The organism is Aeromicrobium sp. CnD17-E, from assembly GCF_024124745.1.
Taxonomy (GTDB): Bacteria; Actinomycetota; Actinomycetes; order Propionibacteriales; family Nocardioidaceae; genus Aeromicrobium.
Genome location: NZ_JAMXRU010000063.1, coordinates 1 through 19,375, shown reverse-complemented (window position 1 = coordinate 19,375; position 19,375 = coordinate 1). Strand labels below are relative to the sequence as shown.

Below are 19,375 nucleotides of genomic sequence, written 5' to 3'. Positions count from 1 at the left end.
TCCCGGCACAGCGAGGCCGCCCGCCCCCGAGGGGACGGACGGCCTCGCCGTGCCTGCCGCGGTCAGCGGACCTTCGTGCCCGTGCTCGCGGCGGTGGCGCTCGCGTACCCGGTCTTGCGAGCGGTGACCCGCACGGTCAGCGTCTTCGAGCGGTCGCTCCGCGTGGCCGTGTAGGTCGTCGCCGTGGCTCCCTTGATGGCCGCGTCGCCGCGGTACCACTGGTAGCCGTAGGTCCAGCCCGTGCCGGCCCAGGTGCCGCGGGTGGCCTTCAGCGTCCTGCCGACCGCGGGCGTGCCCGAGATGGTCGGCTTCGCCAGGTTGTACGCGCCGATCTTGATGTCGCGCGAGGCCGTGGCGACGTCGACGTAGCCCTCCTTGCGCCAGGTGTACCGGACGGTCAGGACCGTGCCGGCGTCGGCCGCGACGACCGTGTAGCCCGTCTCGGTGGCGCCGCTGATCGCCTTGCCGTTGCGGAACCACTGGTAGGCGATGCCGTCCTGGCCGGGGGTGGCGTCACCCACCGTGTCCGACGTCAGGCGCGAGCCGACGGCGGCCTTGCCCGTGACCGTGGGAGCAGGTGCGCTGTCGAACGTGTCACCCTCGACCGGGCCGTAGTACTGGTCGGCCAGGGCGGTCGTGCCCGTGCCCTCGACCGTCACCAGGTTCGCCTGCGCGGGGTCCCAGGTCGTGCGACCTGCGGTGTCGTCGCCGTCGAAGTAGTAGCCCGAGGTCTCGTCGTTCGACTGCGGGTCGGCGACGCACGCCGACTCGTCGCCCTGGACGAGGACCTTGTACTGGCCGGCGCTGAGCCCGGAGAGGGTGAAGGCGCCCGTCGAGGAGGACGACACCGCGGCCCGCGTGGTGAGCGTGCCGTCGGCCGACACGGCCAGGACCGAGCAGCGCAGCGGTTCGCCCCGCGTGTCGAGCACGCGGCCCGTGATCGTGGCACCGGTGCGCAGCGTCGCGTTGACCGACGGGGTCGTCCTGCCCGCGGTCACCGTGACGGCCGTGGCGCTCGCGCGCCCCTGCGTCTCCGGGACGTTCTTGAAGAACTGTCCGGTGGCGAGGGACGAACCGCTCGAGCGTGCGAACTGCACCTGGTAGGAGCCGGCGGCGAGGCCCGGCACGGCGTACGTCCAGCTGGTGCCGGAGCCGCGCTTCGACGCGACCACGCGCGAGACGAGGTCGCCGGAGGCCGGGTCGACGACGTCGACGGTGCGCGCGACCTGGTCGCTGACGCCCTTCGGCAGCGTGATGGTGCCCGACACGGTGGCGCCGGCGGCCAGCTTCACCGTCGACAGCCGGGTGCGCGCGCCGTCCTTGACCGTGACCGGCGTGCCCGCGTCGAGCGAGGTCTTGCCGAGGTAGACCTGGGGTGCGTAGGCCGGGTTGCCCGGGAAGACCTGCACGGCGTACGTGCCGGCCGGGACGTCGCTGACGACGTAGCCGCCGCGGCTGTCGGTGGACGACTCGTCGACCTGGGTCCACGTGCCGGACTCCGCCTTCGCGTAGACGACGACGGTCGCGCCGGGGGCGGCCTTGCCGGTGGGCAGCTGCACGGCACCGGAGACGGAGCCGGGCTTGGTGAGGCTGAGGTCGATGCCGGTGACGACCTGGCTGGTCTCGACCGTGATCGGGGTGCCGTCGGGGCCTCCGCCGTAGTAGGTGTCGGGGTACCCGTTCGAGACGGCCTTCACGCGGTAGGTGCCGGCCACGAGGGGTCCGAAGCCGAACCGACCTTCCGCGTCGAGGTAGCCTCCGTCGACGTCGTCGACCTGCGACCACGTGCCGGTGGCCGGGTCGCGTCGCTCGATCGTCGTGAAGGAGTTGTCGGTGTCGACCGGGGCGCCGCTGGCGAGGGTCAGGCGACCCTCGATGCGGCCCGCACGGGCCAGCTCGGCGTCGACGCCGGAGAGGGTGCCGCCGGCGGTGACCGTCACGTCCTGGCCGGCGTCGCGGGTGGCGGCGTCGTTCCAGTACTCCGTGTAGTGGTAGCCGTTGCCGTCGTAGAAGCGCAGCTTGTAGCTGCCGGGCTGCAGGACGAGGTCGTAGGCGTGGTCCTCCTCGAAGACCGGTGCGAAGCCGGCCGTTCCCCAGGTGCCCGTCGCCGGGTCGCGGTACTGCGCGATGACGGCGAGGTTGTCGTGGCGCAGGTCCGGCTGTCCCGTGACGGTGCCGGAGACGGTCCCGCCCTCGGGGGAGGTGATGTTGACGGTCGTGGTGCGACCGGCGGGGACCTTCACGGTGGTCGCGGACTCGACCGTGCGGGCGGCGGGGTGGAAGACGGGTGCGAGGGTCGTGAAGGTCGTCTCGCCCGTCTCCTCGTCGTAGCTTGACAGCGACTGGGACGCGACGCCAATGCGGTACTGGGTGGCGTCCAGGCCCTCGTCGAAGCGGTAGACGCCGTTCTCGTCGCTGAAGACCTGCTGGGTCGAGCTCCACAGCGGGGCCTGGTCGGGCTCCGCGATGTTGACGTAGAGCTCGACGCCGGTGGACACCGGGTGGCCGTCGAAGGAGGTGATGGTGCCGGTGACGACCGTGGTCGCGGCCTGGGCGGGTGCGGTGCCGGCCAGGAGGCCGAGCAGGAGGGCGGAGGCGGCGACGACGGCGAGGACGGCGCGCTGCAGGGGGACGGGGCGTGGGATCACGGGGGACTTCCGATCGCTAGGACTCGGTGCACCCTAGGACCGCGCCCGATGCCATGTCAGGCGAATGGACAAGTTTCGCGCACCTTCCGCGAAGGGCTGCGCGGTGTCTCCTGGACGGGGCATGATGGATGGCCGTGCTCAGCGCCGGACGGGCCGACGTCGGGCCGACGTCGCGTCACCACAGCACCTGCCCGACCGGCGTCACCGGGCCGGGAGCGTCCGCGCCGATCATCTCGAGCAGGTCGATCTCGATCGTGCGGCTGATCGCCGTCATCGGGACGTCGTGCACGTCGTCGGAGAACGGGTCCGCGAGGTCCTTGCCGACCTGGACCGCGAGCAGGAACATCATGCCGACCAGGCCCGAGCCGATCGGCGTCCACCACTGCAGGTCCTGGTAGACCGCGAACGGCAGGATGATGCAGAACGTGCGGGCGAAGAACGAGGGCAGCAGCCGGTACTGCACGGGCAGCGGCGTCTTCTTGATCCGTTCTAGGCCGCCCTGCGCGTCGGTCAGGACGCTGAGCGTCGACTCCACCTGCACGCGGGCGAAGTCGTCGATCATGCCGCGACGACGCGCCTCGGCCAGGAGTCGGCCGAGGTGGGTCAGGGTCGCCGTCGGTCCGCTGCTGGCGTTCTTGACCCGGACAGCGGCGTCACGGGAGAGGTAGCGGTCGATCTCCGGCGGCGGGTCCTGCTGGCGCAACGACGTCCGCAGGCTGTGCACGTAGGCGATCTGGGCGCGCACCATGTCGGGGCCGAGCTCGCGCCGCGCGTTCGGCACGGTCGGGTCGAGCAGCGTGGTCGCCTCGCGCGCCACGTTCCGCGAGTGGTTGACGATGCTGCCCCAGAGGGTGCGCGCCTCCCACCACCGCGCGTAGCCTGCGTTGACCATGAAGCCGAGGAACAGGGCGATGGCCGTGCCGTAGAGCGTGTACTGGATCGTGATGCCCGGGAACTCGAACCAGTTCAGCTGGAACGCGACGGTCACGCCGACGTCCCAGGTCAGCAGCATGATCATCGGCACGAGCAGCGGTCGCCAGACGGATGCTGACCTCGGGAGGCGCGAGGTGATCATGCTTCAAGCCTCGCCCGGCTCGGGCCCGCCCGCAGGTCGGATCGGGGTCTTGGTGACTGAGGAAACTCCAAGAGGTGCGTCGCGGTGCGCGACACCTGCGGATCAGACGACGCGGAACACCACGGCGAGGCGCTGGCGGACCGCGGGCACGTCGACACCGGCGTCGCCGGAGCGCAGGAGCAGCCTCTCCAGCTCTGCCGGACGCACCACCGCGACCCCGCGGGTGGTCACGCCGTCGGCTGACGGACGGTCCTCGGCGACGCACAGGACGGGGTGCACCGGGACCTCGGCGCCGACGACGTCGCGCACTGCCTCCGCCTGCTTGAGGACCATGTCGACCAGTCGTGTCGTGGTGCGTCGACCCACGACGAGGCGCTCGCTGCGGGGGCGCAGCCGGCCACCCTCGACGACGACCCGCAGCTCCCCTTGGAGGTCGGACTCGGCGACCACCCAGACGCCGCCGGACGTGACGACGACGTGGTCGAGCGTGGCGGACGAGCCGGGCACGCGACGGCCGTGGAGCAGCCGCACGTCGTGGTCGCGCAGCTGGTCGAGCCGGTGCCTCAGGTCGGCGGGTGCGACCGGAGGCTCGGTCGGGCGGGTGTCGTCGAGCTCGACCTGGCGGTGGCGCGCCGATGCCGCGAGGGCGGCGCCTCCCTCGCACTCGACGCACCGGACGGTGCCGTGGTCGCGGTCGGCGATCGCGGTGGCGCGCGAGGGCAGCGCGCGGGAGCACAGGCTGCACGTGCCGGGTCGTCGCAGCACGACGCGACGCTCGCCTCCCGAGGTCTCCGCCCGGTGGCGCCCGTACGCGGGTCGCTCCACCTCGTGCACCGTCACCGTCAGATCCCCTCGCCGTCCACCACCGTCGGTGGCAGAACCGTACGCGTTCCGGCGCGGTCCCGCAGGGAATGCCGGCCGCTGCGAGGGCAGGCGGAATAGTGGGGGGAGGGCCGGTGCTTGAAGTAGATGAATCTTGAACTACTTTGGTCGAGAGACGACAGCGGAAGGTGACCAGCATGACCACGCAGACCGACGACACCACGACGACGCCCGCCGTGCAGTTCGGGCTCGACACGTTCGGCGACATCCCCCTCGGACCCGACGGGGAGCTGCTGTCGCACGCGGACGCGATCCGCCAGGTCGTCGAGGAGGCCGTGCTCGCCGACCAGGTGGGTGTCGACGTCATGGCGCTCGGGGAGCACCACCGCGACGACTTCGCCATCTCCAGCCCTGAGACGGTGCTGGCCGGCATCGCGTCGCGCACGGAGCGGATCCGGCTGGCGTCGGGCGTGACGGTGCTGTCGTCCGACGACCCGGTGCGCGTGTTCCAGCGCTTCGCGACGCTCGACGCGCTGTCGAACGGTCGGGCGCAGGTGATCCTGGGCCGTGGCTCGTTCACCGAGTCGTTCCCGCTCTTCGGCTTCGACCTCGCCGACTACGACGTGCTCTTCGAGGAGAAGATCCAGCTGTTCACCGAGCTGCTGAAGGAGCAGCCGGTGACCTGGTCGGGCACCACCCGTGCGCCGCTCGAGGGTGCCGACGTCTTCCCGAAGACGGACTCCGGGCACCTCGACACCTGGGTCGGGGTCGGTGGCTCGCCGCAGTCGGTCGTCCGCGCGGCGCACTACGGCCTGCCGCTCATGATCGCGATCATCGGCGGGTCGCCCGACCGGTTCGCGCCCTACCTGGAGCTGTACGGCCGGGCCGCGGAGAAGTTCGGCACGACCGCGCACCCGGTCGGCATGCACTCGCCCGGGTTCGTCGCCGACACCGACGAGGCCGCTGCGCGCATCGCCTGGCCGCACTTCAAGGCGTCGCGCGACCGCATCGGCCGTGACCGTGGCTGGCCGCCGGTCACGCCGCGCGACTACGAGCGCGAGATCGCCCACGGCTCGCTCTACCTCGGATCGCCCGAGACGGTCGCGCAGAAGATGGCTGCGGCCATCCGCACGCTCGGCGTCGGACGCTTCGACATGATCTACACGACCGGGTCCACGCCCGCCGCCGACCGTCTGCGGTCGGTCGAGCTGTACGGCACGGAGGTGATCCCGCGGGTGCGCGAGCTGCTGGCGGCCGACGCGACGGTCCCGACGGCGGCGGCGCAGGCATGACCACCGTCGGCATCCTCGGGGCGGGCAAGGTCGGCACGGTCCTCGCCCGGCTCGCCGTGGCGGCGGGCCACGAGGTGCTGGTGGCGGGGTCGGGGCCGGCGGAGGACATCGAGCTGACCGTCGACGTGCTCGCTCCGGGCGCGACGTCGACCGTGGCCGACGACGCTGCCCGCCGCGCCGACGTCGTCGTGCTGGCGCTGCCGCTCGGCAAGCACCGCACCGTCCCGGTCGAGGCGCTGGCGGGCAAGGTCGTCGTCGACGCCATGAACTACTGGTGGGAGGTCGACGGCGTCCGTGACGACCTGACCGACCCGCGCACGTCGACCAGCGAGGTCGTGCAGGCGTTCCTGCCCGACGCGCGCGTCGTGAAGGCGTTCAACCACATGGGCTACCACGACCTCGAGGACGGTGCGCAGCCGTCGGGCTCGGCGGACCGTCGGGCGATCGCGGTCGCGGGCGACGAGGCCGACGCCGTGGCCGCGGTGTCGCGGCTCGTCGACGAGCTCGGCTTCGACCCCGTGGTCGTGGGGTCGCTCGCCGATGGCGTGCGGCTCGAGCCGGGGACGGAGCCGTTCGGTGCGAACGTGGGCGCCGACGAGCTGCGCGCGATGGTCGCGCGCTTCCCGGAGTCCGAGCGCGGCCGCGAGGTGCTCGCCGCCCGCGCCTAGCCGATCAGCTCGTCGGGCGCGACGATGCGGGGTCCTGCGTCACTGGCGAAGAACAGGGGCCGGCTCGAGAAGGGTGCGGCCTGCAGGTGACGGTGCAGGGCGCGGCACCACCGCAGATCGGCCGCCGTCAGGACGGACGAGTGCCCGGGTCGGGCCTTCATCAACGCCACCCCGCCGCCTGGCGCCTGCTCCTCGAGGGTCTCCGCGAGCCGTTCGACGAGCAGCCCGAGCAGCTCGTCCTCGGGCGCCGCCGCCTGGTGCTCGTCGTACAGCTGGATCACCGGACCCGCGACCCGCGCCCGCCGGTCCAGCACGAGCACGAACAGCTGCGGCGCCGAGTACCCGAAGCCGCCGTCGACGAACCGCCATGCGGCGGTCAGCGCGGCCGTGGAGGAGAGCGAGCAGTCGAGAGGACTCATCCCCTCAGCCTCCCCACCCGACTCCGGGACGCCCAGCGCTCGTCCACAGGGGGCGTCGGCCTGCGGCTGCGTCGGTGCGGCTTCTCGTTCGGGTGGGGGTGCGCTGGCGCGGCTTCTCGTTCGGGTGGGGGTGCGTCGGCGCGGCTTCTCGCTCGGGTGGGGGTGCGCTGGCGCGGCTTCTCGTTCGGGCGGGGCTGCGCTGGTGCGGCTTCGACTCGTCCTGCGCTCCGAAAGGGCCTCGACCGGGCGGCTGGCGACCGTGCTGGTCTGGGGTTCCGGGCTGCGGGTTGGTCTTGGAGGTCGAGCGGTTGGTTTGCCACCGAATCGCCGTCGGCGGTGGATCTGCCACCTTTTCAGCGCTGTACAGGTGGTAGATCCACCGCCGAGGGGTCAGACGTGGCAGAGGTTCTCCCTTCTCGTGGACCGTGCCACGAGAAGGGAGAAGCGCTGCCCACCCCACCCCCAAGGGCACCCACGATTCTTCCTTCATGCGCTGAGACTCGAACGCTTCTGCGTTGGTGACGGGATCCCGTAGGGAACGCCGAAGCCTCGGAGTCCCACGCACGAACGCAGATCCCTGCGTCCGACGCGGGCCACAGCCCGAGTGCCCAACCCAACGCTGCTGCCAGCCGCCCGGTCGAGGCCTTTCGGAAACCACACCCAGCGCCAGCCGAGGCAGCGCGCCAGCACGACGAGACCCCCTGCGGCAGCGCACCAGCACGACGGGACCCCCTGCGGCAGCGCACCAGCAAGGTCAAGAATTCCTGCGCCAACGCACCAGCAAGCCCAGAGCCTCCGCGCCGGCCCACCGGCAAGGGCACGAACACCTCGCCCATCAACCAACACCGCCCCCACCCGGACGGGTGGGGGCGGCGTGGGGTTGGTCGGTCAGGCGGCGGCGGGGGTGGCCTCGGCGGGAGCCGGGGCGGCCTGGCGCGGCTTGCGGTCGGGAAGGGCGAAGCGGCAGATCTTCTTGGCGACGCTGAACAGCTGCTTGTGCAGCGGGCCGGTGTTGTACTCGATGCCGTAGCGCTCGCAGATCTCCTGGACCTCGACGGAGATGGCCCGGTAGCGGCGGGCCGGGATGTCGGGGAACAGGTGGTGCTCGATCTGGTGCGACAGGTTGCCCGACATCAGGTGCAGCAGCTCGCCACCGCTGATGTTCGCCGACCCGAGCAGCTGGCGGTAGTACCAGTGGCCGCGCGACTCGTCCTCGCACTCCTCCTCGGTGAACGTCGCGACGCCCGCGGGGAAGTGGCCGCAGAAGATGATGTTGAACGCCCACACGTTGCGGACGAGGTTCGCGGCGGCGTTGCCGGCGAGGGTCAGCGGGAAGAGCGGTCCGGTGAGGGCGGGGAAGACGACGTAGTCCTTCAGGGCCTGCTTCTTTACCTTCTTCATGATCGCGGAGTGCATGTGCGCGTTCTCCTCGATCTTGCGCTTGCCCTTCACGATGTTCTCGACCTCGAGGTCGTGCATCGCCACGCCCCACTCGAAGAAGACCATCAGCAGGAACGCGTACAGCGGGTTGCCCAGGTAGTAGGGGTGCCACTTCTGGTCGGCGTCCATCCGCAGGATGCCGTAGCCGATGTCACGGTCCTTGCCGAGGATGTTCGTGAACGTGTGGTGGATGTAGTTGTGGCTGTACTTCCACTGCTCGCCCGGGCACACGTTGTCCCAGTCGTAGATGCGCGAGCTGAGGTTCGGGTCGCCCATCCAGTCGTACTGGCCGTGCATGACGTTGTGACCGATCTCCATGTTCTCGAGGATCTTGGAGAGGCTGAGTGCAGCGACGGCCAGCGGCCAGGCCGGGGGCACGTAGAAGAGGGCGCGGCCAGCGACCTCGAGCTGCTGCTGGCGCTTGACGACGCCGCGGATGTACTTCACGTCCTCCTCGCCGAGGTCGGCGAGGATGCGCTGGCGCAGCGCGTCCATCTCGTTGCCGAACGCCTCGAGCTGCTCGGGCGTCAGGTTGGGCACCTTCGGGTCGGAGGCGCGGGTCTTGGTCTTCTTGGCGCGAGGGACGAACGGGATCGTGGTCATGTCGTGTCCTTCCGGGAGGGGGAGGTCGTGAGGTCGGGTGGTCAGAGGTCGACGGCGCAGCTGCCGACGGGGGCGGAGACGCAGATGCGCACGTCCTCGTCGGGCAGCGACGACGTCTCGCCGGTGAGGATGTTGCGGACGGTGCCCTCGGTCTTGCGTGACGTGCAGGAGAAGCAGATGCCCATGCGGCAGCCGAACTCGGGCGTCAGGCCGGCGGCCTCGGCCTGCTCGAGGATGCTCGACCCGTCGTTCGAGGCCGTGGACCCGGCGAGGTTGAAGGCGAGGGTGCCCTCGGCGTCGTCGTCCTTCGCGAACGCCGGCGGCTTAAAGAACTCGACGCGCAGCCGGGGCGAGTCGCCGTACGCCTCCTGCACGAGCTCGACCAGACCGGCGGGTCCGCACACCCAGGTGTCCATGTCGGTGTAGTCGCCGCCGACCATGAGACGCAGCTCGTCGGCGTCGAACAGGTGGGGTCCGTAGCGCAGGTGCACCGTGATGCCGTTGTCGGCGGCGGCGATCTCGCGCAGCTCGTCGGCGAAGATCTGGTCCTCGGGCGAGCGGGCGTAGTGGACGAAGGTGATCTTGCGCTGGGCGTGTCCGTCGTAGCCGTCGCGCAGGAAGGTGCGGATGTGCGACATGACGGGCGTGATGCCGGACCCGCCGGAGATCATGACGAGGTGGTTGTTCGTCGGCGTCGCCGCGCTCTCGTGCACCGTGAACGCGCCCTCCGCCTGGCTCAGGTGGAGGATCAGGCCGGGCTGGGCCTCGCGGACGAGGTACTTGGAGACGATGCCCTCCTCGTGCGCGCGCACCGTGATGGTGAAGCGCTCGCCGGGCAGCGACGCGGCGGAGGAGATCGAGAAGCAGCGGGTCGTGCGACGGCCCGCGACCTCGAGCCCGACCTGCACGTACTGGCCGGACCGGTGTCCGCGCCACGTGCTCGTCGGCTCGAGGGTCAGGGTGGCGACGGGGTGCTCGCCGTCGGTCTCGCGGGTCACGTCGACGACGCGGGCGCGGACGTCGGTGGCGGCCCACATCGGGTTGATCTGGCGCAGGTAGTGGTCGACGCCGTGCGGAGAGGTGAGCGACGCGAGCAGGCGGGAGCCGAGCACGCGCTGGGCGAGCGGGGGGAGCGCGGCGGTGGAGGTCATCGGGCTGTGTCCTTCACGGGTCGGGATGGATGGTGTTGGTGGACACCTGTCCACCAACTGTCGGTATGTGACATCCCGGATGTCAACGTCCTGCCGCTGTGACTGCGGGCACGTCCGGTGTTTGCCCAGGTCACAGCGTCGCGTCGGTGGTCACGTGTCCACCGATGCGTATGATCTGGGTCATGGACGACCAGCCCGTCGCGCTCCCGACGCGCACCGAGCGCAAGGAGCGCACCCGTCGCGCCATCCTCGACGCCGCCCTCACGTTGACCGAGCAGAGCTCGTTGTCGGCCCTGTCGCTGCGTCATGTGGCCCGCGAGGTGGGCATCGCGCCGACCGCGTTCTACCGGCACTTCGCGTCGGCGGAGGACCTCGGTCTGGCGCTCGTCGACGAGTCGTTCTCGAGCCTGCGGCGCACGCTGCGCGACGTGCGCGCGGCGCAGCCGTCGGTCGGCGGCGTCATCGGTCCGTCGGTCGAGGTCCTCGTCGAGCGGGTCCGCGCCGACCCCGAGCACTTCGGCTTCATCAGCCGCGAGCGGGTGGGCGGCCTCCCGGGGGTGCGAGCGGCGATCCGCCACGAGCTGGACCTCTTCGAGGCCGAGATCGCGACCGACTTCGCCCGCCTCCCCGGTGCCGTGCACTGGTCCACCGACGACCTCCGCACGTCGGCGAACCTCATCGTGATCGCCATGGTCGCGGCGGCCGAGCGTCTGCTGCAGGGGCCCGGCACGCCGGCGTTCGAGCGGGAGGTGGCGCGGTCCACCGCCACGCAGCTGCGGATGCTGTCGATCGGCGCGATCCAGTGGCGCTCCCGGCCGCAGGACCGCGGTGGCAGTGGTCGACTGCGGGCGGCCGACGACACCACCACCAGCTGACGACGACGCGGAACGCGATCAGTGGTACCGATTCCGTGACGTTCCGGTGACATCGCGACGTTTTCCTCGCCACCGGACCGTGCTGACGGGCATGATCGGCAGGTGAGCCATCCGCTTGACCCGCTGACGTCCGACGAGTTCCGCGCGACCACGGCCCTGCTCTCCGCCGAGCACGGCGTGGGTGAGGGCTGGCGGTACTGCTCGATCGAGGGCCTCCAGCCGTCGAAGCAGGCGCTCGACGCCTTCGCGGCAGACGGCACGGTGCCGCCGCGCGTGGTCGAGGCGATCTGCCTGGAGCGCGCCACCAACCGCACCTTCCGGGCGCGCGTCGACCTCTCCGCCGACGCCGTCACCCACTTCGCGCACGTGCCCGACGTGCAGGCGAACGTCACGGTCGACGAGTGGGAGGAGGCCGACGCCGTGCTGCGCGAGCACCCCGACGTCGTGGCCGCGCTGGAGAAGCGCGGCATCACCGACCTCTCGCTGGTCTTCATGGACACGTGGACCTACGGCGACGCCGTCATGCCCGAGGAGTGGCGGGACCGCCGGATCGGCTGGTCCGACACGTGGGTCCGCGCGGCCGAGGGCGCCAACCCCTACGCCGGGCCGGTCAACGGCCTGCACTGCGTCATCGACCTCAACAGCATGGAGCTGCTGCGCGTGGAGGACACCCACAGCGTGCCGCGCCCTGACGTGATGGGCGAGTACGTCCCGCGGCACGTGCCCGACCGGCTGAAGGGTCATCGCCCGCCGCGCAAGCCGCTGGAGATCGTCCAGCCCGAGGGCATCGGGTTCGAGGTCGACGGCCACGAGCTGCGCTGGCAGAACTGGACCATGCGCGTGGGCTTCAACCACCGCGAGGGGATGACGCTGCACGCCGTCACCTACGACGACGCGGGCCGCACGCGCAAGGTCGCGCACCAGCTGAGCTTCGCCGAGATGGTCGTCCCGTACCGCGACCCGAGCATCGACCACTACCGGCGCACCGCCTTCGACATCGGCGAGTGGGGCCTGGGCTTCATGACGCAGTCCCTCGAGCTGGGCTGCGACTGCCTGGGCGAGATCCGCTACCTCGACGCCGTCCTGCACGACAGCTCCGGCGAGCCGTACACGATCGCGAACGCGATCTGCCTGCACGAGGAGGACAGCGCCGTCGGCTGGAAGCACGTCGACCACGGTGCGCACGGGCCCAGCGCCGAGGTGCGGCGGCAGCGCCGGTTCGTGGTGTCGTTCCACGTCACGGTCGCCAACTACGAGTACATCACCTACTGGCGCTTCTACGAGGACGGCAACATCGAGTGCGAGGTGCGCGCGACCGGCATCATGGTCGTCACCCACGTCGAGGAGGGGCAGCCGCACCCGCACGGCACGCTCGTCGACGAGCGCACGTACGCCCCCTACCACCAGCACTTCCTGGTCGCCCGGCTCGACCTCGAGCCCGACGGGCGGACGAACACGGTCGTGCGCAGCGAGACGGTCGTCGACCCCTTGGGGCCGGAGAACCCGCTCGGTCTCGGCATCCGGCAGGTGAGCACCCCGATCACCCTTGAGGGCCACGACGACTTCCGCTGGGAGAGCCAGCGCGCGTGGAAGGTGGTCAACGAGCGGTCGCTGAACGGGCTGGGGACGCCCGTCTCCTACAAGCTCGTGCCGGGCGGGGCGATCCCGTCGTTCTTCGACCCGGCGTCGCCGGTGCTGCAGCGCGCGCAGGTGATCGGTCACACCGTGTGGGTGACCCCGCACGACTCCGAGGAGCGCTGGCCCGCGGGGGAGTTCGTGAACCAGAGCCGGGTCGACCACGGCCTGCCGGAGTGGGTGCAGCAGGGACGCTCGACGGCCGACACCGACGTCGTGCTCTGGTACACCTTCGGCATCCACCACATCACGCGGCCCGAGGACTGGCCGGTGATGCCGGCCGACATCGTGTCGTTCTGGCTCAAGCCCGTCGGGTTCTTCGACCGCAACCCGTCGCTCGACGTCGAGCCCCAGCCGACGTCCGCCTGCCACACCGGGCCGGGCTCCTGCCACTGAGCCCCGGCCCGGCGTCGTGCGCGGACGTCAGTCGGAGGTCTCGGAGACCTCGTCGTCCATGTCGGTCGCGAACACGCGGAACTCGTCGCGCCCCGTGTGCATCGACCACAGCGTCTCGGCGAGGACCGTCGGGTCCTTCTGCGGGTGCCCCTCCTCGATCGACCCGGGGATGACCAGCTGCGCGACGTGGATGTCCTCGTCGGCGAGCGTGTCGTGCAGCATCTGCGCGTAGGCCGACTGCGCGGCGAACGACAGCGAGGTGCCGGCGAACTTCGGCGCGGGGCGCACCGCGGTGCCGCCGTTGACGAACAGGACCGTGCCCTGGCCGACGAAGCGCATGTTCTGCAGCACGGCGTGGACGGCGGCGATCGGGCCGTAGACGGAGAACTCGATGGCGCCCTTCGTGTCGTCGACGGTGGTCTCCAGCAGCGGCCGCAGGAACGACTTCTGGGGGAGCGGGCTGTACTGCAGGACCTCGATCGGACCCTGCGTCTCGTTGGCCTGCTCGAGGGTCCGCGCGAGGGAGTCGGGGTCGCGGACGTCGGTGGTCCAGCCTCGGGCGTCGATGCCCTCGGCCTGCAGGTCGGCGGCCAGCGCGTCGACGCGCTCCTGGTTGCGGGCCAGCAGGGCCACGGCGAAGCCCTCCTTGCCGAAGCGACGGGCGACCGCCGCTCCGAGTCCTCGGCCGGCTCCGACGATGGCGATGGTGGTCACGGGGTCCTCCTGGGATCGGGTGGGATGCTCTTCGACGCTAACCGCGGTCGACGGAGCCGGCAGCCCGAACGGAGCGGGCGCCGCGGATCCTCGGCGGCGGGTCGAGCGATCAGTGCGCAGCGCCGACGCCGGCGAGTCCCTCGCGGTACGTCGGGTAGTCCGGCGTCCAGCCGCTCGAGCGCAGCAGTGCGTTGGAGATCCGCTTCCCGTGACCCTGCGCCGGGTCCGCGGGAGGCAGGGGTGCCAGCCCGAGCCGCTCGGCCAGGAACGCAGCGACGTCGCCGCGCAGGGCCGGCTCGTCGTCGGTGCCGAGGTAGACGCGCGCCGGCTCCTCGACCTGGGTCAGCAGGTGCACCGCGGCTCGCGCCGCGTCGACGCGGTGGATCCGGTTCGTCCACCGGTGCGGGTCGCTCACCTCGCCCGCGCGCACCTCGTCGGCGAGGCGAGGGGTGCCCTCGTAGAGGCCGGACAGGCGCAGCACGCTGCCGGTCGGCACACGGTCGAGGAACGCCTGCTCGGCCTCCAGCAGCACGGCAGCGGGAGCGTCGGCGGGTGCCGGGGGCGTCTGCTCGGTGATCACGTCGTCGCCGTCGCCGTTCACGGCGGTCGAGGACACGAGCACGGCGCGACGCGGGCGCGAGCCCTGGCGGTCGAGGGCGTCGAGCGCACGGAGCATGCCGTCGACGTACGTGGCGCGGTAGGACTCCTCGCTGCGCGGTCGCGCCGTCAGCACGACGGCGAGCAGGTCGAGGTCGAGGTCCGGCAACGTCGGCTCCTCCCGGGACAGGTCGGCGGAGAGCCCGACGAGCGGGGCCGGCACCTGGGCGGCCTGCCTGCGGATGCCGACCACCTGGTGGCCGAGCGCGGCGAGGCGCAGGCCCACGTCGGCGCCGAGCCGACCGCAACCGACGAGCAGGGTGTCCGGGGACGTCATGGTTCCTCCTAGAACGGGGGCCACGGCACGGCCGGCATGGGTCCGCGCGGTGCGGGGAAGGTACCGGCGGACAGCAGGGCGTCGCACCGGTCGCCGAACGCCTGCACCTCCGCGGCGGTGACGAGGTCGGGCAGCACGCCACCGAGTCCGGCCGCGTCGTCGAGCGAGGCGCGCAGCCGGCGCACGCCGTCGAGCTCCTCCTCGGTGAGCGGCTGGCCGAGCCAGCCCCACAGCACCGTCCGCAGCTTGTGCTCCGCATGGAACGTCAGACCGTGGTCGACGCCGTAGCGGTGACCGTCGGGCATCTCCAGCACGTGGCCGCCCTTGCGGTCGGCGTTGTTGAGCACGACGTCGAGCACGGCCATCCGCCGCAGCGCCGGGGTGTCCTCGTGCACGAGCGAGACCGGTCGGTCCCGCTCGTCGACGCCGTCGAACACGTGCAGCATGCCGTCGGGGACGCGGCGGGCGCGGACGATGGTCACGGCCTCCTGCTCGGGGTCGCTCGTCTGCCAGCGCTGCACCATGCCCGGTCCATGCGGCCCGTCGCGCAGCCAGGTCGGCGGGACGACGTCCCAGCCCGTGGCCCTCGAGACCTGGTACGCCGCGAGCTCGCGGTGCGCGAGCAGCCCGTCGGGGAAGTCCCACAGCGGCTGCTCACCGGCGACCGGCTTGTAGACCACCTGGACGTCGCCGATCGTCGCGACGAACGTCGCGTTCGAGGCCGAGACCACCCGGCCCGTCAGGACCAGCTCGTCCTCCAGCAGCGCCGGCTCGACGTCGGCGGACAAGGGGAGCTCGTTCACCGGAACTCGTCGGGCAGCTCGCAGACGTGGTCGTCGGGGGAGTCCATGGGTACCTCGCAGATCGGGCACGCCGGACGACCCGCCGAGACCACCTCGCGGGTGCGCTGCGCGAACGCGCGGGCGCTGCCGACCGGGATGCGGACGACGAGAGCCTCCGGCGGGTCGACCTCGACGACGCCCTCGGCGTCGGCCTCCGCCTCCACGTCGAGCACCGGGAAGGCCTCGATCACGATCTGCGCGGTCGAGGGGTCCCACCCCAGGCCCATCGCACCGACGCGGAACTGCTCCTCCACCGGCTGGTCGAGCGGCTCGTGGTCGGCCAGGCCGTCCGGGGCGCTCGCCGGGATGCTGAACGGGTTGCCGTCCTCGGCCATCAGCTCGTCGAGCACCTCGTCGAGCCGGTCGGCGAGGACCGCCGACTGCTCCTTCTCGACCGCCACGCTCACGAGCTCACGACCCGCCTTCGCCTGCAGGTAGAACGTGCGTGCGCCGGGTGAGCCGACCGTGCCGACGACGAAGCGGTCGGGCCAGTCGAATCCGTGGACGATGGTGGCCATGCCTCCACTCTAGGGTCCGTCGCCACGCTCCGCCGCGCGGCGACGTCAGGAGCGGCCCGGCCCCGCCAGCTCCGCCGGACCGTCCTCCAAGGCCTCCAGCGTCGTCTCCGCGCCCTGCTGGTCACCGGGTCCGGCACCTCCGCCAGGTCCATCTGCCGCCCGGGGCCCGGCACCCCCGCCGGGACCATCTGCCGCGCTCTGCTGGTGACCGGGCCCGGCACCCCCGCCAGGCACCGCGTCGGTGGTGGCCGCGGCGTCGGCGGCCGGGCGCAGCCAGCCGAGGTCGCCGGCGTGGGTGTTCTGGGCCAGGACGTAGGGGCGGGCCTCGGTGTAGCGGACGATCGAGATCGACGCCGGGTCGACCTGGATGCGCTGGAAGAGGTCGAGGTGCATGCCGAGCGCGTCGGCCAGCACCGCCTTGATGATGTCGCCGTGGCTGACCGCCACCCAGACCGCGGAGGCGCCGTGCCGGGCCTCCACCTCGGCGTCGATCCGCCGGACGGCCTCGACCGCGCGCGCCTGCATCGTCGTCATCGACTCACCGTCGGGGAAGACGGCGGCCGACGGCTGCGACTGCACGACCTTCCACAGCGGCTCCTGCGCCAGCTCCTTCAACGGTCGTCCCTGCCACGACCCGTAGTCGCACTCGCTGACGGCCTCCTCGACCCGCAGCACGATCGAGGGGTCCTGGTGCGCCAGGACGGCTGCGCTCGTCTCGCGGCAGCGCTCCATCGGGCTCGAGTACACGGCCGCCAGCGGCACGTCCGTGAGCCGCTCTCCCGCGCGCGCGACCTGGTCGCGCCCGTGGTCGTCGAGCAGCACCCCGGGCGTCCGCCCGGCGAGCACGCCGGAGGCGTTGGCGGTGGTGCGGCCGTGCCGCAGCAGGACGAGAGTGGCCATGTCGACGAGCCTAGGGCCGCGCCGCCCACCCCGCCGGGCGTGGTGCGTCCGGCCTGCCGAGTGCACCGCCTCGTTTAATCGCTTGGCGACGACGCGCCACGCCCCCTACGGTGGTCACCGGTGCGCCACCCGGCCACCCCTCACCCTCGCAGCAGGAGACCACCCGTGACCACGTATCGCAGCAGCCTCGAAGCGACCGGCCCCTGGGCCGGGCGCGCGCTGCACGCTGCCCTCGTGGTCTCGCAGCACGTCTCCCTCGAGGAGGACCAGGACCCGCGAGGCCAGAAGCTGCCCGCGACGGAGCGACCCATGACCTAGGTGCACCCCTGCACCGGCCCGGGGCCGCTCCAGCGAGTCAGACGACTCGAGGGGGCGGCCCCTTCACATGTCCGGAGACGCCGACGGCCGTCCGGCCCCGACCCAGACCCGACACGCACCACAGCAAGCACGACCCCAGCACGCACCGACGAACCACCCGGGAGGTGACCACCGATGGAGACGCAGAACGGCAGGACCCGCGCCAGGACCGTGGCGCGCACCGAGAGCACGGTCGCGTCGGTCCTGACCACGCACGGCGTGGTCGCGGCCTTCGCCCACCCGACGCCGCGCGCCCTCGCGGACGACTGGGCGTGCGCGGGCCAGGACCCCGAGCTGTTCTTCCCGAGCGACGACGGCCAGCTGTCCGCCGCCCAGGCGGTCTGCGGGACGTGCACCTTCCGTGACACCTGCCTCGCGCTCGCGATCGCGAGGTCCGAGAGCGGTGTCTGGGGCGGGGTGCTGCTCGCCGACGGGACCCCGCTGGCCGCCGTCCCCACCAGGGGAAGGCCGAGGGGGAGCCGCTCGCGGCCGACGCCCCAGACCGCTGCCTGACGGCGTCCGCACCACGCCGTCGGGCAGCCCCCTCTCCGTAGCTCAGCTGGACAGAGCCCCCGGTCGCGAGCCGGGAGGTCGGAGGTTCGAGCCCTCCCGGGGAGACCCAGCACGTCCTTCATGACCCCACATCGACACCTCACGCCCGAGGAGGCGGCCCACCATGACCACCACGACCATCCCGCCCGACGCCACGGCGTTCCCGACGCGCCTGCCCGGTGCCGTCGCGGACACGCTGATGTGGGCCGACCCGGCCGACGTCGAGGACGCTGCCCTGTCCCAGCTGCGCACCATCTCGCGCCTGCCGTGGGTCCACGGCCTGCGCGTCATGCCCGACGTGCACCTGGGCAAGGGCGCGACCGTCGGCTCCGTCGTCGCCATGCGCGACGCGGTGTCGCCGGCTGCCGTCGGTGTCGACATCGGCTGCGGCATGACCGCGGTCCGCACCGACCTGACCACCGAGGACCTCCCGGAGGACCTGCGGGGCCTGCGCCACCAGATCGAGCGCGCCGTGCCCGTGGGCTTCCACGCGCACGACGTCGCACCCGACGTCGACCGGCTCGGCCTCGGCGGCGCCGGGGCCGGCTGGGACACGTTCTGGGGCGGGTTCCGCGACCTGCACGAGAAGGTCCGCGACCGCGAGTCGAAGGCCATGAAGCAGATGGGCTCCCTCGGCGGCGGCAACCACTTCATCGAGGTGACGTCCGACGACGGCGGACGCGTGTGGCTCATGCTGCACTCGGGATCGCGCAACATCGGCAAGGAGCTGGCGGAGCGGCACATCGCGGCGGCGAAGGGCCTGGACCACAACCTGGACCTGCCCGACCGCGACCTCGCCGTCTTCCTCGCCGGCACCGCACCGATGCAGGCGTACCTGCGCGACCTGTACTGGGCGCAGGACTACGCCGCGCGCAACCGTGCGGTCATGATGGCCCTCGTCCGCGAGGTCGTCACGACGTACTTCGGGGCCCGGGGTCGCGACGTGGCGTACGACCGCGCGATCTCCTGCCACCACAACTACGTGGCGCAGGAGCGGTACGACGACGTGGACCTGGTGGTCACCCGCAAGGGCGCCATCCGCGCGGGTACGGGCGACTACGGTCTGATCCCGGGGTCGATGGGCACCGGGTCGTACGTCGTGCGCGGGCTCGGCAACGAGCAGTCCTACTGCTCGGCGTCGCACGGTGCGGGACGCAGGATGTCGCGCACCCGGGCCCGCAAGACGTTCACGGAGGACGACCTGGTCGCCCAGACCGCGGGCGTCGAGTGCCGCAAGGACGTCGGCGTGGTCGACGAGATCCCGGCGGCGTACAAGGACCTCGAGTCCGTCATCGCGGCGCAGACCGACCTCGTGTCGGTCGAGGCGCGGCTCACCACCCTGCTCTGCGTCAAGGGCTGACCCGGTGGGCTGACGGACGGGGAAGAGGTGGGGCCGGTCGGCGCAGGACCGACCGGCCCCGGTGTCGAGGCTGTGCTCGTTTGCCGCCCGGGCCCGGCACCCCCGCCGGGCTGTCTGCCGCCCAGGGCCCGGCACCCCCGCCGGGCTGTTTGCCGCCCAGGGCCCGGCACCCCC

18 protein-coding genes and 1 tRNA gene are annotated in these 19,375 nt (G+C 72.0%); 8 read left to right on the top strand and 11 right to left on the bottom strand.

Annotated features, from left to right (window positions below; translation table 11 throughout):
* Positions 1–62: 62 nt before the first annotated feature.
* The 3 genes from NH339_RS12235 to NH339_RS12225 form a co-directional block, all read right to left on the bottom strand.
* Complete coding sequence (locus NH339_RS12235) at positions 63–2,648, bottom strand: carboxypeptidase regulatory-like domain-containing protein (protein ID WP_253025666.1); 2,586 nt, start codon at positions 2,646–2,648, stop codon at positions 63–65.
* A gap of 175 nt (positions 2,649–2,823) precedes the next feature.
* Positions 2,824–3,723, bottom strand: coding sequence for a bestrophin family protein (locus NH339_RS12230; protein WP_253025664.1), 900 nt, complete (start codon positions 3,721–3,723; stop codon positions 2,824–2,826).
* A 102-nt stretch (positions 3,724–3,825) separates the two neighbouring features.
* Entirely contained in the window at positions 3,826–4,488 is a 663-nt protein-coding gene (locus NH339_RS12225; protein WP_253025662.1) for a nuclease-related domain-containing protein, read from the bottom strand.
* A gap of 254 nt (positions 4,489–4,742) precedes the next feature.
* On the opposite strand from NH339_RS12225, the gene NH339_RS12220 reads away from it, so the two are divergent.
* Together NH339_RS12220 and NH339_RS12215 are read left to right on the top strand one after the other, a co-directional pair.
* On the top strand, positions 4,743–5,837 hold the full coding sequence (locus NH339_RS12220) for an LLM class flavin-dependent oxidoreductase (RefSeq protein WP_253025661.1): 1,095 nt from the start codon (positions 4,743–4,745) through the stop codon (positions 5,835–5,837).
* Entirely contained in the window at positions 5,834–6,505 is a 672-nt protein-coding gene (locus NH339_RS12215; RefSeq protein ID WP_253025659.1) for an NADPH-dependent F420 reductase, read from the top strand. The genes NH339_RS12220 and NH339_RS12215 overlap by 4 nt, the downstream gene beginning before the upstream one ends.
* Here NH339_RS12215 and NH339_RS12210 read toward each other — a convergent pair.
* From NH339_RS12210 to NH339_RS12200, 3 genes are all read right to left on the bottom strand, one after another.
* Positions 6,502–6,924 (bottom strand): hypothetical protein, encoded by a 423-nt coding sequence (locus NH339_RS12210; protein ID WP_253025658.1) that lies wholly within the window; start codon positions 6,922–6,924, stop codon positions 6,502–6,504. The two genes, NH339_RS12215 and NH339_RS12210, sit on opposite strands and share 4 nt — an antisense overlap.
* Positions 6,925–7,812: 888 nt before the next feature.
* Positions 7,813–8,967 carry an acyl-CoA desaturase gene (locus tag NH339_RS12205; protein ID WP_083516304.1) on the bottom strand — a complete coding sequence of 385 codons (1,155 nt, stop codon included), beginning with the start codon at positions 8,965–8,967 and terminating at the stop codon, positions 7,813–7,815.
* A gap of 41 nt (positions 8,968–9,008) precedes the next feature.
* Positions 9,009–10,118: a ferredoxin reductase gene (locus tag NH339_RS12200; protein WP_253025657.1), complete on the bottom strand. Its 1,110-nt coding sequence runs from the start codon at positions 10,116–10,118 to the stop codon at positions 9,009–9,011.
* 182 nt (positions 10,119–10,300) lie between these two features.
* On the opposite strand from NH339_RS12200, the gene NH339_RS12195 reads away from it, so the two are divergent.
* Positions 10,301–10,993, top strand: coding sequence for a TetR family transcriptional regulator (locus NH339_RS12195; RefSeq protein WP_253025656.1), 693 nt, complete (start codon positions 10,301–10,303; stop codon positions 10,991–10,993).
* Positions 10,994–11,095: 102 nt separating this feature from the next.
* Positions 11,096–13,024 carry a primary-amine oxidase gene (locus NH339_RS12190; RefSeq protein ID WP_253025655.1) on the top strand — a complete coding sequence of 643 codons (1,929 nt, stop codon included), beginning with the start codon at positions 11,096–11,098 and terminating at the stop codon, positions 13,022–13,024.
* Positions 13,025–13,051: 27 nt separating this feature from the next.
* On the opposite strand, the gene NH339_RS12185 is transcribed toward NH339_RS12190, so the two are convergent.
* The 5 genes from NH339_RS12185 to NH339_RS12165 form a co-directional block, all read right to left on the bottom strand.
* Positions 13,052–13,738, bottom strand: coding sequence for an SDR family oxidoreductase (locus NH339_RS12185; RefSeq protein ID WP_253025654.1), 687 nt, complete (start codon positions 13,736–13,738; stop codon positions 13,052–13,054).
* Between the two features lie 109 nt (positions 13,739–13,847).
* A complete protein-coding gene (locus NH339_RS12180) occupies positions 13,848–14,672 on the bottom strand; it encodes a hypothetical protein (protein ID WP_253025653.1) in 825 nt (274 codons plus the stop codon).
* Between the two features lie 8 nt (positions 14,673–14,680).
* Positions 14,681–15,475, bottom strand: a complete 795-nt coding sequence (locus NH339_RS12175) for an SCO1664 family protein (RefSeq protein WP_253025652.1) — start codon at positions 15,473–15,475, stop codon at positions 14,681–14,683.
* Positions 15,472–16,032 (bottom strand): DUF3090 family protein, encoded by a 561-nt coding sequence (locus NH339_RS12170; RefSeq protein WP_253025651.1) that lies wholly within the window; start codon positions 16,030–16,032, stop codon positions 15,472–15,474. The genes NH339_RS12175 and NH339_RS12170 overlap by 4 nt, the downstream gene beginning before the upstream one ends.
* Before the next feature lie 45 nt (positions 16,033–16,077).
* On the bottom strand, positions 16,078–16,932 hold the full coding sequence (locus tag NH339_RS12165) for a histidine phosphatase family protein (protein ID WP_253025650.1): 855 nt from the start codon (positions 16,930–16,932) through the stop codon (positions 16,078–16,080).
* 165 nt (positions 16,933–17,097) lie between these two features.
* On the opposite strand from NH339_RS12165, the gene NH339_RS12160 reads away from it, so the two are divergent.
* The 4 genes from NH339_RS12160 to NH339_RS12145 all read left to right on the top strand — a co-directional run bounded on the left by NH339_RS12160 (position 17,098) and on the right by NH339_RS12145 (position 19,201).
* Positions 17,098–17,250 carry a hypothetical protein gene (locus tag NH339_RS12160; protein ID WP_253025648.1) on the top strand — a complete coding sequence of 51 codons (153 nt, stop codon included), beginning with the start codon at positions 17,098–17,100 and terminating at the stop codon, positions 17,248–17,250.
* Between the two features lie 174 nt (positions 17,251–17,424).
* Positions 17,425–17,802, top strand: a complete 378-nt coding sequence (locus NH339_RS12155; RefSeq protein ID WP_253025646.1) for a WhiB family transcriptional regulator — start codon at positions 17,425–17,427, stop codon at positions 17,800–17,802.
* Positions 17,803–17,833: 31 nt separating this feature from the next.
* Positions 17,834–17,907 (top strand) — tRNA-Arg (locus NH339_RS12150).
* A 58-nt stretch (positions 17,908–17,965) separates the two neighbouring features.
* Positions 17,966–19,201, top strand: coding sequence for an RtcB family protein (locus tag NH339_RS12145; RefSeq protein ID WP_253025644.1), 1,236 nt, complete (start codon positions 17,966–17,968; stop codon positions 19,199–19,201).
* The last annotated feature ends 174 nt before the right edge of the window (positions 19,202–19,375 follow it).

Coding starts and splice junctions, on each gene's coding strand:
- NH339_RS12230 (WP_253025664.1), bottom strand. CDS start 3,723: ATGATCACCTCGCGCCTCCCGAGGTCAGCATCCGTCTGGCGACCGCTG.
- NH339_RS12220 (WP_253025661.1), top strand. CDS start 4,743: ATGACCACGCAGACCGACGACACCACGACGACGCCCGCCGTGCAGTTC.
- NH339_RS12215 (WP_253025659.1), top strand. CDS start 5,834: ATGACCACCGTCGGCATCCTCGGGGCGGGCAAGGTCGGCACGGTCCTC.
- NH339_RS12210 (WP_253025658.1), bottom strand. CDS start 6,924: ATGAGTCCTCTCGACTGCTCGCTCTCCTCCACGGCCGCGCTGACCGCC.
- NH339_RS12205 (WP_083516304.1), bottom strand. CDS start 8,967: ATGACCACGATCCCGTTCGTCCCTCGCGCCAAGAAGACCAAGACCCGC.
- NH339_RS12200 (WP_253025657.1), bottom strand. CDS start 10,118: ATGACCTCCACCGCCGCGCTCCCCCCGCTCGCCCAGCGCGTGCTCGGC.
- NH339_RS12195 (WP_253025656.1), top strand. CDS start 10,301: ATGGACGACCAGCCCGTCGCGCTCCCGACGCGCACCGAGCGCAAGGAG.
- NH339_RS12180 (WP_253025653.1), bottom strand. CDS start 14,672: ATGACGTCCCCGGACACCCTGCTCGTCGGTTGCGGTCGGCTCGGCGCC.
- NH339_RS12170 (WP_253025651.1), bottom strand. CDS start 16,032: ATGGCCACCATCGTCCACGGATTCGACTGGCCCGACCGCTTCGTCGTC.
- NH339_RS12165 (WP_253025650.1), bottom strand. CDS start 16,932: ATGGCCACTCTCGTCCTGCTGCGGCACGGCCGCACCACCGCCAACGCC.
- NH339_RS12155 (WP_253025646.1), top strand. CDS start 17,425: ATGGAGACGCAGAACGGCAGGACCCGCGCCAGGACCGTGGCGCGCACC.
- NH339_RS12145 (WP_253025644.1), top strand. CDS start 17,966: ATGACCACCACGACCATCCCGCCCGACGCCACGGCGTTCCCGACGCGC.